The following is a 16,663-nucleotide window of genomic DNA, read 5'->3' on the forward strand; positions in this document are numbered from 1 at the left end:
CCGACTGATTTCAGAAACATATGACAGGAGAATGAGCATGGCGACGTCAACAGCAGCTCCGGCCGCAAAACAACTCACCTTGTTAGGTTTTTTTGCGATCACCGCTTCCATGGTGATGGCAGTCTATGAATATCCGACATTCGCCACATCGGGTTTCAGTTTAGTCTTCTTTTTACTCTTGGGGGGATTACTGTGGTTTATTCCTGTTGCCCTCTGCGCTGCCGAAATGGCAACTGTTGAAGGCTGGGAGGAAGGCGGTATTTTCGCGTGGGTTTCCAACACATTGGGAGAACGTTGGGGATTTGCAGCTATTTCATTTGGCTATCTACAAATTGCGATAGGGTTCATTCCGATGCTGTACTTTGTGCTCGGGGCACTATCCTATATTTTAAATTGGCCTGAATTAAACACCGACCCCATCACCAAAACTATCGGCGCACTGGTGATTTTATGGGTACTCGCTTTTACCCAATTTGGTGGTACAAAATATACAGCCAGCATCGCAAAAGTCGGTTTCTTTGCTGGGATTTTATTACCCGCTCTAATTCTCGTTGGATTAGCAATCAGCTATCTCGCGAGCGGTGCACCTTTAGCTATCGAGATGAGCACAAAAACGTTTATTCCTGATTTCACACAAATCGGCACCTTAGTCGTCTTTGTGGCGTTTATCCTGAGTTACATGGGAGTCGAAGCTTCTGCAACTCACGTTAATGAGATGAAGAATCCTGGGCGAGATTACCCAGCAGCAATGTTTTTACTGATGATTGCAGCAATTTGCCTCAGTTCAATTGGTGGGTTATCTGTTGCTGCGGTGATCCCAAACAGTGAAATCAACCTGTCTGCTGGTGTGGTACAAACCTTTGAAGTGCTCGTTAGCCACTTTAATTCAACCCTAGATTGGGCAGTACGAATTATTGCCGCTTTACTATTACTGGGTGTATTAGCAGAAATTGCATCTTGGATTGTGGGACCTTCCCGTGGGATGTATGTGGCTGCCCAGAAAGGCATTCTGCCGAAAAGCTTTGCGAAAGTGAATAAAAATGGCGTGCCCGTCACATTAGTTATTTCACAATTGCTGATCACCACGGTTGCCATTATTGTGCTAACCAATACAGGTGGCGGCGGAAACATGTCCTTCCTTATCGCCTTAGCGTTAACTGTGGTTATTTATCTGTGTAGCTACTTTATGCTGTTCTTGGGTTATATGCATTTAGTCTGCAAACAATCTGATAAAAAACGAGCATTCAACATTCCGGGCGGTAATGGTCTTAAATTGTTAATCGCCGTTGTTGGATTGGTCATTTCAATTTTGGCTTTCGTTGTGTCGTTCTTCCCACCAAGCTCATTACCGGGTGGCGCAGATGACACTACTTACGTCACACTGCTAGCCGTGAGTTTTGTGATAATCTTCCTGCTACCTTTTGTGATTTATGCTTTCCATAATAAAGCCGGAAAATCCACTAACGTTTCCATGGTGCACATCAAAACCCACAATGCCCCCGCAAACCATTTCTTTATCCATCCACGGGCGCGTTCTCCTTATCATTTAATTCATAATGATAAGAACAAAAAATAACCTTCGACCATAAACTAAAAAGGCTGCCAATTGGCAGCCTTTTTACTGACAATAATTAATTGCTAACCTGTATTACGCATACCCGCTGCGACACCAGCAATCGTCACCATCAACGCTTGTTCCACACGAGGGTCTGGATGCTCTTGCTGACGAGAACGCTGAAGTAATTCTGCTTGAAGTACGTTAAGTGGGTCGGTATAGACGTTACGCAGTGCGATGGATTCAGCGATCCACGGTAAATCTGCCATAAGGGCTTCGTCTTTAGACACCGCCAATACGCTCTTAATATCTTCCGATAACTGGTCACGTAGTTTTTGCCCTAACGGCCATAAGCGTTTTTCCACGAGGCAATGGTCATAGTATTCCGCCAGCCATAAATCCGCTTTCGCATACACCATTTCTAACATCGCAATACGCGTTTTGAAGAATGTCCACTCTTGCCACATTTCATCAAGAACGGCTTGCTTGCCTTCTTTTTCAATAACATGTTTCAGTGCTGCCCCAGCACCTAACCATGCAGGTAACATTAGACGGTTTTGCGTCCAAGCAAAAATCCAAGGGATCGCGCGCAGCGTTTCTACCCCACCTGTAGGACGGCGTTTTGCAGGTCGAGAACCTAATGGTAATTTACCTAATTCCAATTCAGGCGTTGCGGCTCGGAAATAAGGAACAAAGTCGGGTTGTTCGCGGACATAATCACGATACATCGCGCAGGAGACATCCGACAGGGAATTCATCACCGATTTCCACGCTTCTTTAGGTTCCGGTGGTGGCAGTAGGTTAGCTTCGAGAATTGCACTTGCATACATCGCCAAACTGCTAATGGTTACTTGCGGTAAACCAAACTTAAAGCGAATCATCTCGCCCTGTTCCGTCACACGCAATCCACCTTTTAGGCTTCCCGGTGGTTGAGAAAGCAACGCAGAATGTGCAGGTGCACCGCCTCGACCAATGGTGCCGCCGCGACCGTGGAACAGTGTCAGTTTCACACCTTCTTTGTCACACAGTTTAATCAACGCATCTTGCGCACGGTATTGCGCCCATGATGCCGCCATCACCCCGGCATCTTTCGCTGAGTCTGAATAACCAATCATCACCATTTGGCGATCGTCAATCAGATCTCGATACCACTCAATACTGAGCAGCTTGGTCATCACACTTTCCGCGTTATTTAAATCTTCCAGCGTTTCAAACAGGGGGGCAACTGGCAATTTGATTGAGGCGCCAGCTTCTTTTAGCAGCAATTTCACGGCTAAAACATCGGATGGTACTTTTGCCATTGAGATCACGTAAGCGGCAATGGAATCATTCTTCGCTTTGGCAATGACGCGACACGTTTCGAATACTTCTTGCGTTTCTGGCGTTGGTTGCCAGTTTTGTGGGATCAATGGACGACGCGATTGCAGCTCGGTCAGTAAGAAATCTTGTTTCTCTTGTTCAGACCAATCGCCATAATTACCCAGCCCTAAATATTCAGTCAGCTCAGACAACGCATCGGTATGACGAGTGCTCTCTTGGCGCACATCGATGCGCACTAATTGCAGACCAAAACTGCGGATACGCCGTAAAGTATCTAACAATGAGCCATTAGCAATAATGCTCATGTTGCAGGCCACCAAAGATTGGTAGCAGGCGTATAGGGGATCCCATAATTGGGCATTATCCGTCAGTAAATCTGCGGGAGGCAGGACTTGCTCGCCCTTCACGCGGCGTTCCAAATATTCCAATGTAGAGAATAACTGACTACGCAAATTTTTGGCTATTTGACGATAGGGTTCATCCACCTCATCACCGCCCGCCAGCGCACGCAACTCAGGCGTTGCTTCCGTCATAGAAAGTTCAGACACCAGCACTTGAATATCTTTTAAGAATAAATCTGCGGCTTTCCAACGACTTAATAATAAAACATGGCGGGTCACTTCAGCGGTGACATTCGGGTTACCATCACGGTCACCGCCCATCCATGAGGTAAAGCGAATTGGGTTTGCTTCAACAGGTAATTGTGCACCAATCGATTCTTCGAGCTGTTCGTTGAATTCCCGTAAAAATGCAGGAACACCTTCCCATAAGGAATTTTCAACCACGGCAAAACCCCATTTCGCTTCATCAATGGGTGTTGGACGAATTTTACGGATTTCATCAGTGTGCCAAGATTGCGCTACCAACTGGCGTAAACGGCGCATGATATTGTTGCGTTCGTAATCCGCTAAATCATCATGATCGAGCTGGGATAAACAGGTGTTCACCTCAACCAATTTATGAATTAAAGTGCGGCGCGCAATTTCTGTTGGGTGAGCGGTGAGAACTAATTCGATAGAAAGCTCTTCAACCGCTTTTTGAATATCTTCGTGGCTAAAATCGTGCTCTTTCAAGCGCCCAAATAGCTTTTGCAGGGCAACAGGATTGCTGGCCGCTTCGCCATGAGGAGAAATACTGTGGTACTGCTCTGCCACGTTGGTTAAGTTTAAGAATTGGTTAAACGCCCTCGCAACGGGTAGTAGCTCATCGTTAGTGAGTGTTTGCAAGGTCATTAATAATTTTTGGCGCTGAACTTCATTACCCGCACGGGAGGATTTGGATAGCTTACGAATGGACTCAACCTTGTCGAGGATATCTTCACCAAGAGCGTCTTTGATGGTATCACCGAGTAGCTTACCCAACATACTGACATTACTGCGCATTGCGGAATATTGCTGATTCATGGGACTCCTGATCTTGTGCTGTTGGCAGGATGCCACCCCGCTTCTGGTGAACGGTTAACAAACTGCGCTGGATTTCCTGTAATAAAATTTCAGTCGGCTAGAATTATGTTTTGTGATGCAGACCGCGAATTTCACCCTGTACCCTATATTCATATCAGAAAAAAAGTGCTTTGGGTGATTTTTATGAAATTTAATTACAGCTCTATTTTTATTAATTTTTCTTATTTAAGTATTGTTTCAGCGCAATCTATCGTCGATTCAGCACTTTTAAGTCATGAATCTTACTTAAGAATAAAATAGGAATGAGAAAATTTGAGAAACAGCGTTAGCGCACGAGTCAATCTACCCCGTGCGCCTTGGATAATAACGGGTAATGCCGTTTATAAAAGCTGAGAAAGTCGATTCAGGTCTGACTGAATTGCACCGGCAGTCACATCTCGTCCAGCCCCCGGACCACGAATGACTAATGGGTTATCACGGTACCAACGGCTTTCTATAGCAAATACGTTGTCGCCCGGTAATAAAGACGCAAGAGGATGCTCAGGTTTAACCGCCTCAACCCCCACTTTCGCTTTGCCTTTTACCGCATCAAAACGCGCCACGTAACGCAGAACCAGTCCCAATTCACGTGCTGCTTCTAAGCGCTGCTGCATCTGCTCGTTAATCACCGCACTATTTTCGAAGAATTCATCCAGTGAACCCGTTTCGGCTTGCGCTGGCACTAAAGATTCCACACGAACCTCATCAGGCTCAATATCATAGCCCGCTTCTCGCGCTAGAATAATCAGCTTGCGCATAACATCTTGCCCAGACAAATCAATGCGAGGATCTGGCTCCGTTAATCCTTGTTGCCACGCTTGCTCCACTAATTCACTGAATGGTACCGAGCCATCAAATTGTAAGAATAACCATGATAATGTCCCAGAGAAGATCCCGCTGATCGCCAAAATGGCATCACCGCTTTCTTTGAGATCACGCACGGCGTAGTTGATCGGTAAGCCAGCACCAACAGTTGCATTGTACAGCCAGTGACGCCCTGTTTTGGCGAATGCGTCACGAATGTCACGATACTGCTGAGTGGGTGCCGCACCCGCTATCTTATTTGCACTGATCACATGGAAACCGTAACTGGCAAAATCCACATAACTATTAGCCAATTCACCACTGGCCGTCACATCCAACACAATCAAGTCATCGTATGGGTGTGCTCGCATCCATAAAAACAGATTATCGTCCTGATGCTCCACCGCTTCATCATCAAAGAAGGCTAACGCACGACTTGGATCAATACCTTGGTAATTCAGTAAGCTACGACGGCTATCGACAACTCCCGCCAGCACAAAATCAAAATCACTGCGTGCTGAAATATTTTGCTGCTCGACTGAAAACAGCTCTAGCCAACGAGCTCCGATATTGCCTTTCCCAAACAACACTAAGCCAATACGCTTTTCGGCGCGGAATAAGCTTTGGTGCATTCCTTGAATAATATGTTCAGTTTGATTAGTACGCAGTACCGCAACTAAGCTAATGCCATCTTCTGAGTGCCAGATAAACTCAACCGGCTGTCCTTTGAGTTCTTCATAGAAACGGTGGCTGTGCAGTGGTTTTTTACACACGCCAGCACCGACCAGAGCGACCAGAGAAAAACCTTCACGTAATGAAAGCGACCCCGGTAGCGCAGCTTCTTCCAACACATTCAATGCGCTTTCCACCACTTCTGAGGTGTAGCAAAGCTGCAAAATTGCACGATCGTGGTGGATGCCCCGCGCCAGTGGGCGAAGCTGTACGCGCTTTAATAATAAATCCACATCTTTGCAAATCTGATTAAAGTCGCGACCTGCTGCAATACGCAACTCAATTAAGCAAACATCATTGTGACTAGTGACAATTTTTGCGCCTGTACCTGATGCTAATACACGCTCAATTTTAGTCGAGCCTTGTTCTGGCTGGTAGCTACAGCGCAGCTGCAAATCAATATTACTGACCGAAACGGGCTGTAAAGTACGCGTGTGCAATACAGGTGCAGCAAGGCGAGCCAATTCACTCGCTTCATCTAAACGTAAAAGTGGGAGCAAACACGCATCCTTGACCTTACGAGGGTCGGCGCTGTATACCCCTGCGACATCACTCCAAATCGTCACTTTATCCACATCCGCTAATGCCCCAACTTGGGTTGCGGAATAGTCGCTACCATTACGACCTAAAAGGACAGTTTCACCTTTTTGGTTACGGGAAATAAAGCCTGTTACCACAAGACGGCGTTGCGGATATTGCACGAGTAGTTGCTGTAACAGCTGGCGAGACTGAATTTCATCCACTTGAGGCTGAGCCGCTCTTTCTGCACGTAGAAATGCGCGTGCATCCAACCAAGCGCTTGCCATATCAAACTGTTCTAGTACAGCGGACATGAGCCGTGCAGACCAAATTTCACCGTGTCCGACGACTTCAGCATAAGTGGCATCATTGATGGGTTTGTCCAATAAACTGCTGAGTCGCTCTAAATCTGCGATAAAAAGTGAATTTAATTCGTCTGCCTGCGCTTCCGGTAATAAACCGGTGATCAAATCTTGTTGATAACGGCGCAGTGTTTGCTGCACTTGATGAGCCGAAATGCGGTCACTCTGACTCAATTTTAGCCAACTAATCAGCTGGTTTGTGGTACTCCCTGCCGCAGAAACAACCATTAAATCGCCGGGTTGGCTATAGTTCGCCATAATGGTAGCAACACGCTGATAACATTTCACATCAGCTAAACTACTTCCCCCAAACTTATGTAACTGTCGGTGACAAGGGATCACCTCAAATGCTGTTATTGCACTCATCAAAAACTCCGCTAACGTTATGACGCAACCTTAAATGCGTGGCTCAAATCTGCGATAAGATCCTGACTATCTTCTAGACCAACCGAAATGCGCAGTAAACTATCCGTAATACCTGCTGCAGCTCGCGCTTCAGAAGACATGCCGGCATGGGTCATGGTCGCCGTATGGGAAATCAAGGTTTCTACACCACCGAGAGATTCCGCTAATGTAAATAGAGTCAGCGCATGTAAAAATTGACGAATTTGCGCTGCATCTCCTGCAAATTCAAAACTTAACATTGCTCCAAAACCTGCTTGTTGTGCGGCAGCAATGTGATGTCCCGGATGATCACTCAAAGCAGGATAATATATTTTCTTCACCAGTGGCTGAGTTTTAAGATATTTTACGATTTCACCCGCATTGGATTGCTGCTGTTTTATACGAGGTAGTAATGTTCTCATGCCTCGAAGTAATAAATAACTGTCGAATGCGCCCCCAGTGACACCAATATTATTCGCCCACCATGCTAATTCTAGAGCCCATTTCTCTTCCTTGGCAATCACAGCCCCCGCAATAATATCTGAATGACCATTAAGATATTTTGTACAAGAATGTACAACAAAATCAGCGCCTAACGCTAACGGTTGCTGTAATGCGGGACTTAAAAAGGTGTTGTCCACCACCACTAATGCCCCGACTTGGTGCGCCAATGCTGCAATATGCTGGATATCGTAAATCCTCAGGAGGGGATTACTGGGTGTTTCGATGAGGACAAGTTTCGGCTTTTTCGCCAGCGCAGCTTGTAATGCTGACTCATCGCTTTGATCTACAAATTCAACCTGATAAGCTCCCTTTTGGCTCAAGCTGTTGAACAATCGATAACTTCCGCCATAACAGTCATGAGGGGCAACGAGCAGATCGCCCGGCTGCAATAATACCGTGCATAATAGATGGAGAGCTGACATTCCACTGTTAGTCATTACGGCACCACTTCCCCCTTCCAGCTGCGCCAGTGTCCGCTGTACGATATCTCGCCCAGGATTACCACGACGAGAATAGTCATGCGCTCTCGGCTCATTAAAATCGGTAAAGTTATAGGTGCTGGATAAATAGATGGGAGGGACAACGCAACCAAATTGCGAGTCTTCATTCAGTCCATTATGTATCGCGATAGTGGATGGCTTGTATGTCATAAACGTCTCTCCAAGTATGGGATAGCTCAAATCATACTCAAAGCAAATTTAGACGTCAACATGTCCGGACGTCTAAACCTCTTTACGTTTATAACAACTAATGGAATAATCAGCCATAATAATTATGTGCCAATGGATAGTTGAATCCCGTTTCTGGCGCAATAATGGCTTTAATTTGTTGATTATTAAATGTATTTAATAATGATTTATGCCATTTGCTCTTAACCTGTATGTCGAGAATGTCTTGAAAAAAATTCATCTTCAGAATTTTGAAATGGGCACTCGCATATGACTTTTATTATTAATGAACATATCCAAGGTATCTCATGGCTGAATGGAATGGTGAATATGTCAGTCCGTATGCTGAACATGGCAAAAAAAGCGAGCAAGTCAAAAAAATCACAGTATCTATTCCTTTAAAGGTACTAAAAATTTTGACGGATGAACGTACACGTCGTCAGGTCAATAACTTGCGCCACGCGACTAACAGTGAGTTACTGTGCGAAGCCTTTTTGCATGCGTTTACTGGTCAACCTCTGCCGGATGATGATGATCTGCGCAAAGAGCGTAGTGATGAGATTCCTGAAGCAGCAAAAGGAATCATGCGCGAGCTCGGTATTGACCCAGATACTTGGGAATATTAAATCCCTCGGCAATTTTTTAACACTCGACACGCAAATGCGAGTCGAGTGTGGTCCACCCTACGCTTTATCTAGTCATATCCCTCATTAATTCTCATTATCTTCATACTGTTAAGCAAACTCATTTACTGCCGATAACCAATGTGCACTTATCATCACGGGTTAATCTCTCAAACCTTTAATTCGTCAAATAAGGTGTGATTATTTTTTCCTATAAAGGTTATTTTTACAGCCAAGTGCTTAATGATATTAAAAATAATAAAGCATGCTGTGTATAACAATTTTATAGGAATACAGCATAGATAAAAAATCGTTATCTATACTCATATTGCGCGATCCGATTACACAGCTAAATGGAATTTATAATGAAAAAAATTATTGCGGTATCTTTACTCAGTTTAGTGTCTAGCACAGCCATTGCGGGCGTAGAAAGCCTGTATGTTTCAGGTAAAATGGGCGCTTCCATTGTTCAAGTATCAAACCAAAAATGGTTAACCAGTGATAACGAATTTGAAAAAACCAATCTCGGAAATACTCATGATTCGGTTTTCGGTGGCAATATCGCCGTCGGTTATGACTTTGCTAAAACCACTAAGTTACCTATCCGTACTGAACTTGAATTTGGCATGAAAGAAAAAGCATCAATAAATCATAATCTTGAATCGTTCAATGACCCAGGAGTTCTCAGCAGTTCCGATGACGCCAAAACGGACATCACATTAAATACTGTGATGGTCAATACATACTATGATTTTAAGAATGCCACTAAATTTACCCCATATGTCAGCGTTGGGTTGGGCATGGCAAGTATCAACCATAAAATGCGCTATGACTATAATGAGCATATTGTGAGTTTGAATCAGTATACTCATGAGCAATATACCCAATCCAAAACCACCAATAACTTTGCATGGAGCGTTGGGTTAGGTTCGCAATATCGAGTGAATAACCATTTTTCGTTAGATATGGGATATCGCTTCTTAGATGCAGGGAAATCTGAAGCGAATTACTACGCAGATGACCAAAAAAACACGTCAAAAGTAAAAGTGAGAAGCCATGATATTATGTTTGGTGTAACTTACCGTTTCTAAGTATTTTTCGTACGCACCTTAATAGATATCATTGAGGTGCCCAACTCTATAATTGAACATTAAATTCAAATATTCATATTAAGACTTAAATTAATTCTTAATATTAGGTGATTATCAGAATTTACATCTAATAACTATTCATTTTATTCTCTCTTTTTAGTTCAATACCTCAAAGTTTCTTACGCTGACTATAACCTCTCCTACATCACTTATACTCCAGTTAAGTTTCTATCTGGAATAATTAACTGGTGCTTAATAATGAAAAATTTACTTTTAGCTTTGAGTTGCTTGTTGTTTGCTAATTTAGCAATAGCATCCAGTCATAATGGTGTTTATATATCAAGTAAAATTGGTGTATCGGTATTGAATATGTATGATTCTAAATTCGAATACAGTAATGAAAAAAAATCTGATTTCAGAGCCTTAAAATTTAATGATAAAAGTCACCCTGCTTTTGGTAATTTTATCGGTATTGGCTATGATTTTTATGACCAATTTTCAGTACCTATACGCACTGAGCTAGAAGTGGGTATGCGAGGGAAAGTTAGCGATACGCACAGCCTTAATGCACTTTCTACCGTTCCAAATAGTTCCGCGGATATGAAAAACGAAGCCACACTGACCACACTAATGCTAAATGGTTATTATGATATGAAAAACCAAACCGCATTTATGCCTTATATTTCCTTTGGACTTGGACTTGCCAGTACTCGCTATGAGAATACACAACACTCTGAGTTTGAAATTTTTGGCCTCAAACAAAATTCTAACCAATCAAGATCTGAGAGGATTAATAAATTAGCTTGGAGCTTAGGAATGGGCGGTCGATATGCTTTCAGTGACAACCTCTCATTTGACTTGGGCTATCGATTTACCGAAGCCGGTAAATATAAAATATCCATGCCAAATTCTTTCGACAAAGATGCCACGGACACCTCAACCATAAACCTAGCCAGCCACGATTTTATGTTTGGTGTTGTTTACCGATTCTAACATCAAGATATACGCTAGTTTTAAGCAATAAAAAAACCTGTTCAATGAACAGGTTTTTTTTACTGAATACGTTAAATCAACTTCAACGTGACAGGTTCGATTACTTTTTAGAACCTGGGATGCTGAAACGCTGGTTGAAGCGATCAACACGACCACCAGTAGCAACATCACGTTGTTTACCAGTATAGAACGGGTGGCAGTTACCACAAACGTCCAGGTTCAGAGAGTGACCAGCTGTTGAGTTAATTTTCATTACGTTGCCGCAAGAACAAGTTGCAGTAACTTCTTCGTATTTCGGGTGAATACCTTTTTTCATGGGAGAACCTCTAATAAGGCCGTGTCGCCATTCCAGCCCTAACGCCGGACACCACACGTCGTGTTGATTAAATTTAGTTTATTGGCAAAACAAAATTAATTGATACCAAAGGCGGCGGATCATACAGAAAATCTGTTTATCACGCAATGAAAATAGCGTGCTTTTTATGTTACTCTAACAGAATACCTTCATATTTTTGTACAAAAAACGGACGGAAATCCAGCTATGATCGTCGTTCAGGTGGCGTTACCTGTTCCTTTAAATCGCACATTTGATTATCTCTTGGGCTCAAATATGCCTATCCCCGTCATTGGTGGACGAGTCATGGTCCCTTTTGGTAAGCGCCAAGCCCTTGGTGTGGTGGTCAATCTGAGCGATAAAAGCGAGTTTCCCGAAGACCAATTAAAAACCGTGGAACTGGTTTTGGATTCACAAACTCTGTTTCCAGATGATCTCTGGCAGCTTTTATTGTGGTCGTCTCAATACTACCATTATCCTATTGGCGAAGTGCTATTCCATGCGATGCCAACCTTACTACGCCAAGGGAAACCAGCCGAATTTACGCCAATTTGGCAATGGCAAGTCACTGAAGAAGGCAACGCCGCGGATCTTAATGAACTAAAGCGATCCCCAAAACAGCAACAAGCTTTAGCATTATTACGTCGCCGCCCTATTTATCGTCATCAAGTTGGGGAATTAGAGATCAGTGAAAGTGCCTTACAGGCACTAAAGAAAAAACAGTACGCTGAATTACATCCCGTTCAACCTGTTGCTGAAAAGTGGCAGTCTCAATTTGCAGTGAGTGGTGAACGTTTACGACTCAATAGCGAACAAGCCACCGCCGTAGGTGCTATCCGTGCAGAAGATAATAATTTTTCACCTTGGCTATTAGCAGGGATCACGGGTTCAGGAAAAACCGAGGTGTACCTGAGCGTCTTGGAAAATATTCTAGCTCAAGGTAAGCAAGCACTGGTTCTAGTACCCGAAATTGGGCTAACGCCACAAACCATTAATCGATTTCGAGAACGTTTTAATGTGCCTGTTGATGTGCTGCACTCCGCACTGAATGATAGTGAGCGCCTAGCCGTTTGGTTACGAGCTAAGCAAGGGTCTAATGGCATTATTATTGGAACGCGCTCCGCACTGTTCACACCCTTTGCCCATCTGGGCATCATTATTATCGATGAAGAGCATGACAGTTCTTATAAGCAACAAGATGGCTGGCGTTATCATGCCCGTGATTTAGCCGTATTTCGCGCCAAAAAAGAAAATATTCCCATCATCATGGGAACCGCAACGCCGTCGTTAGAAACCTTGAGTAACGTCCAGCAAAATAAGTATCGGCAATTAAATTTGACGATTCGAGCCGGTAACGCGCGTCCGGCAGAGCAGCATTTAATTGACTTAAAAGGTCAACCCCTCAAGTTTGGGTTATCCCATTTACTGATTCAACACATTAAAAATCATCTCTCACAAAATAATCAGGTCATTTTATTTCTAAATCGACGAGGTTATTCACCCGCCCTTATCTGTCATGAGTGTGGCTGGATAGCAGAATGTCAGCGTTGCGATCACTACTACACCCTTCACCAAAATTTTCATCAGTTACGCTGCCATCACTGCGATAGCCAGCGACCTGTTCCACGTCAATGTCCGCAATGCGGTTCAACCCACTTAGTCCCTGTTGGTATGGGAACGGAACAGTTGGAAGAAGGTATTTCGGAATTATTCCCAGATGTACCCGTGACTCGTATCGACCGTGATACCACAAGCCGTAAAGGGGAATTAGAGCAACATTTAAACGCGGTGCATGAAGGCGGTGCACGCATTCTGATCGGCACACAAATGTTAGCAAAGGGACACCATTTTCCGGATGTCACCCTCGTGGCGCTGCTGGATGTTGACGGTGCACTATTTTCAAGTGATTTCAGAGCCGCAGAACGCTTCGCACAATTGTACGTGCAAGTGTCGGGGCGAGCAGGGCGAGCAGGCAAACAAGGGGAAGTCTTCTTACAGACCCATCATCCCGAACACCCTCTTCTACTGACTTTGCTAGAAAGTGGTTATGACGCCTTCTCCGCAGAAGCGCTCGAAGAGCGTCGAGTCGCCATGTTGCCCCCATTCACCAGCCATATTTTGATCCGTTCTGAAGATCATAATAATCAGGATGCGAGACAGTTTTTACAAAATGTCCGCCACTATATTAGTCAGCACCCGCAAAGCGACTCCCGATTATGGATTTTAGGTCCAGCGCCCTCCATTCAGGCAAAACGCGGCGGACGTTTTCGTTGGCAGCTGCTACTACAGCATCCATCACGCGCTTACCTTCAACAATTTATGGCGCAACTATTGCCTGAGTTACTAAAACAGCCGGAAAGTCGCAAAGTGAAATGGAATATTGATGTGGACCCTACTGACGGTTAATCATGCTATTTACCTGAGTTTTGAGTAATGTAACTCGCTGACAATCATCACTAAACATTCTTTTTCGCTATAATCTCATGCATTCAGAATTTGGATTAAGTGATTATCACTATAACTATTTTTTAAATTTGCGAGGCAGCTCTAAAAAATGATGCAAGTCACACTTTTTATGTAAACTAGGTAACAGATATTATTGTGAAACTCATTAGAATGTCTTTTAATTAGCTAAATGACGTGTTTGCGCCATTCAAAAAAAGCAATCGATTAACTAGACAAAGGAAGGCGTTGTGGAAAGTAAAAAGCACAATAATACGGCGACCATGAAAGATGTCGCTAGCGCAGCAGGAGTATCAACCGCGACAGTTTCTCGGACGTTGATGAATCCTGAAAAAGTCTCCCTACAAACACGTCAAAAAGTTGAGCAAGCTGTCTTAGACGTGGGTTATTATCCCCATAACCTCGCCCGCAGCTATAAACGCAATGAATCCAAAACCATTCTGGCGATCGTCCCAGACATTAGCGATCCTTTCTTCAGTGATGTGATCTGTGGTATTGAAGAAATCGCCGCCCACGAAGGTTACTTCGTGCTCATTGGTGATTGTAAACATCAACAAAAACAAGAAAATGCCTTTATCAACCTTATCATCACTAAGCAAATTGATGGCATGGTATTGCTTGGCTCTAACTTACCGTTTGATGTATCAACAGAAGAGCAAAAAAACCTACCACCAATTGTTATGGCGAACGAATTTGCCCCAGAGTTAAAACTTCCCACCGTGCATATTGATAACCTCACGGCGTCTTTCAATGCTACCCACTACCTATTAAAGCAAGGGCATAAACGCATTGCGTGCATTGCGGGTCCTGAAGAGATGCCCCATAGCCAATATCGCTTAGAAGGGTACAAAAAAGCGATGCTACGTACTGGTGAAGGGCTTAGAGAAAACTATATTGTGCGCGGCGATTTTTCCCATGAAAGCGGCGCCGAAGCATTAAAAACATTGCTTTCACTGCCCGAACCACCAACCGCTGTTTTTTGCCATACTGATATCATGGCATTCGGAGCCATGTGGCAAGCGAAAAAAATGGGTCTAAAAATCCCAGAGGATATCTCGTTTATCGGTTTTGATAACCTTGAGCAAGCAAAATATACGTTACCCGCACTGACGACAATCAATCACCCTCGTAGGGAAATTGGTCGCCATGCGATGCTATTGCTGCTAGAACAGCTACAAGGAAATAGTGTCACCCCAGGTTCTCGTCTCCTAGATTCTGATTTAATCGTTAGAGAGAGTACAAAAGCGCCTAAATGCTAGGCAAAATCGTTAAGGTTAAGTAACATATGCCTAAAATAACGATTTACAACTGACAACTAGTGAATTAATAGCGTGGCACAAAAAGATTATGTAGCTCGAGGACGGTCGTCCGCTCGCAAAAAAAGCAAAGGCAAATCGAAGAAAGCCCAAGGGCTACCATTAACCACGTTACTTGTGGCGGTTGCTATTGTCGTCTTATTCGTAGGAGGGCTATTCTTTATTACTCACAATAAAAAAGACGCTCCTCAAGCGAATCTCCCAACTCAAGCTGCAAAACCGGGTAGCACGCTGCCACCTAAACCTGAAGAACCTTGGCGCTATAAAAGAGAGCTCGAGGAGCCTTGGCAAGATTATACTTCGCCGGCACAACCAAACACGAATAGCGGTAATATTCGTCAGTCTGATCTCACCACCGAACAGCGCCAATTATTAGAGCAAATGGACTCCGATCGTCGCCAGCCAGTGACGAATCTGCAAGAGGTTCCATTTAATGGTAAACCTGTTCCGCGCTCCCAAGTGGTCATCAACGAACCGGTAAAACCAATTGAAACACCGACGCAGCGTAAGCCTTCTGTGGTTGAAGCTAAACCGGAGACACGCCCAGCCGCACCAGTTCAGCAGGCTCAACCGGCAATAAAACCCGAACCTAAATCCGAGCCTAAGCCCGAAACGACCCCTGTGAATAAAATGCAGAATATGATCGTGCAATGTGGTTCATTCAAAACGGCTGAGCAAGCAGAATCTGTACGTGCAACCCTTGCCTTTGCTGGAATTGAAAGCCGTGTCACCACTGGTGGTGGCTGGCATCGCATCATGTTAGGACCTTATTCTAAGTCCACCGCCGAAAGCATGCGCGACCGCGCGGCAGGTGTTGGCGTGAGTGGTTGCATTCTTCGCGCTTCTGGGGGTTGAAAAATCCCCTCACCTCCCCCATCTACTGTTTTAACGTACTCGTAAGCAGTTATTTTTGAGCTAAATCTCTTTCAAGTGATAGTGAATAACTCACTATCACTTGAAATTTATCTATCAAAAAACGAAATCAACTGCATTCTTTTTGTAACAAAACCAGGGGCTAACTCATGACAACAATCGTAAGTGTTCGCCGTAATGGCCAAGTTGTAATCGGTGGTGATGGACAGGCGACGATGGGTAACACCGTCATGAAAGGCAATGTCCGCAAAGTGCGCCGTTTATATAACGACAAAGTCATTGCAGGATTTGCCGGTGGCACCGCAGATGCATTCACTCTCTTTGAACTGTTCGAACGTAAGCTTGAACTCCATCAAGGACATCTCACTAAAGCGGCGGTGGAATTAGCCAAAGATTGGCGTACCGACCGTATGCTTCGCAAACTTGAAGCACTGCTTGCTGTCGCAGATGAACACACTTCATTAATTATTACGGGTAATGGTGACGTTGTTCAGCCTGAAAATGACCTAATTGCCATTGGATCCGGTGGTCCATACGCACAATCAGCTGCACGCGCCTTACTCGAAAATACAGATTTAAGCGCCCGCGAAATCGCAGAAAAAGCCCTCGCGATTGCGGGAGATATCTGTATTTACACCAACCATAATGTCAACTTTGAAGAAATTTCTTCAAAATCATAA

The 16,663-nt window shown here is 44.2% G+C and carries 12 protein-coding genes; 8 read left to right on the top strand and 4 right to left on the bottom strand.

Going from position 1 to position 16,663, the window contains the following annotated elements; genetic code table 11:
• The first annotated feature begins 37 nt into the window (after positions 1-37).
• Entirely contained in the window at positions 38-1,576 is a 1,539-nt protein-coding gene (gene gadC / locus PROVALCAL_RS16650) for a glutamate/gamma-aminobutyrate antiporter (RefSeq protein ID WP_006663179.1), read from the top strand.
• 62 nt (positions 1,577-1,638) lie between these two features.
• Here the strand turns inward: gadC and ppc are convergent, their stop codons facing one another.
• The 3 genes from ppc to metB form a co-directional block, all read right to left on the bottom strand.
• Positions 1,639-4,278, bottom strand: coding sequence for a phosphoenolpyruvate carboxylase (gene ppc / locus PROVALCAL_RS16655; RefSeq protein ID WP_006660503.1), 2,640 nt, complete (start codon positions 4,276-4,278; stop codon positions 1,639-1,641).
• Between the two features lie 380 nt (positions 4,279-4,658).
• Positions 4,659-7,100 carry a bifunctional aspartate kinase/homoserine dehydrogenase II gene (locus PROVALCAL_RS16665; RefSeq protein WP_006660505.1) on the bottom strand — a complete coding sequence of 814 codons (2,442 nt, stop codon included), beginning with the start codon at positions 7,098-7,100 and terminating at the stop codon, positions 4,659-4,661.
• A 17-nt stretch (positions 7,101-7,117) separates the two neighbouring features.
• Positions 7,118-8,272, bottom strand: coding sequence for a cystathionine gamma-synthase (gene metB / locus PROVALCAL_RS16670; RefSeq protein WP_006660506.1), 1,155 nt, complete (start codon positions 8,270-8,272; stop codon positions 7,118-7,120).
• A gap of 326 nt (positions 8,273-8,598) precedes the next feature.
• Between metB and metJ the strand changes: the two genes are divergently transcribed.
• The 3 genes from metJ (at position 8,599) to PROVALCAL_RS16685 (ending at position 10,997) form a co-directional block, all read left to right on the top strand.
• Positions 8,599-8,916, top strand: a complete 318-nt coding sequence (metJ, locus tag PROVALCAL_RS16675; RefSeq protein ID WP_006660508.1) for a met regulon transcriptional regulator MetJ — start codon at positions 8,599-8,601, stop codon at positions 8,914-8,916.
• Positions 8,917-9,278: 362 nt separating this feature from the next.
• A complete protein-coding gene (locus PROVALCAL_RS16680; protein ID WP_039862292.1) occupies positions 9,279-10,004 on the top strand; it encodes an outer membrane protein in 726 nt (241 codons plus the stop codon).
• 258 nt (positions 10,005-10,262) lie between these two features.
• On the top strand, positions 10,263-10,997 hold the full coding sequence (locus tag PROVALCAL_RS16685; RefSeq protein WP_006660510.1) for an outer membrane protein: 735 nt from the start codon (positions 10,263-10,265) through the stop codon (positions 10,995-10,997).
• A 100-nt stretch (positions 10,998-11,097) separates the two neighbouring features.
• On the opposite strand, the gene rpmE is transcribed toward PROVALCAL_RS16685, so the two are convergent.
• Complete coding sequence (gene rpmE, locus PROVALCAL_RS16690; RefSeq protein ID WP_004265313.1) at positions 11,098-11,313, bottom strand: 50S ribosomal protein L31; 216 nt, start codon at positions 11,311-11,313, stop codon at positions 11,098-11,100.
• A 225-nt stretch (positions 11,314-11,538) separates the two neighbouring features.
• Here rpmE and priA point away from each other — a divergent pair, with 225 nt between their 5' ends.
• From priA to hslV, 4 genes are all read left to right on the top strand, one after another.
• The gene (priA, locus tag PROVALCAL_RS16695; RefSeq protein WP_006660511.1) at positions 11,539-13,737 is read left to right on the top strand and encodes a primosomal protein N'; all 2,199 of its coding nucleotides are present in this window, start codon (positions 11,539-11,541) and stop codon (positions 13,735-13,737) included.
• A 287-nt stretch (positions 13,738-14,024) separates the two neighbouring features.
• Complete coding sequence (cytR, locus tag PROVALCAL_RS16700; protein WP_006663185.1) at positions 14,025-15,053, top strand: DNA-binding transcriptional regulator CytR; 1,029 nt, start codon at positions 14,025-14,027, stop codon at positions 15,051-15,053.
• A gap of 72 nt (positions 15,054-15,125) precedes the next feature.
• Positions 15,126-15,965 carry a cell division protein FtsN gene (gene ftsN, locus PROVALCAL_RS16705; protein WP_006660513.1) on the top strand — a complete coding sequence of 280 codons (840 nt, stop codon included), beginning with the start codon at positions 15,126-15,128 and terminating at the stop codon, positions 15,963-15,965.
• A 167-nt stretch (positions 15,966-16,132) separates the two neighbouring features.
• Positions 16,133-16,663, top strand: coding sequence for an ATP-dependent protease subunit HslV (gene hslV, locus PROVALCAL_RS16710; protein WP_006660514.1), 531 nt, complete (start codon positions 16,133-16,135; stop codon positions 16,661-16,663).

Source organism: Providencia alcalifaciens DSM 30120, from assembly GCF_000173415.1.
In the GTDB taxonomy this organism is placed as follows: domain Bacteria; phylum Pseudomonadota; class Gammaproteobacteria; order Enterobacterales; family Enterobacteriaceae; genus Providencia; species Providencia alcalifaciens.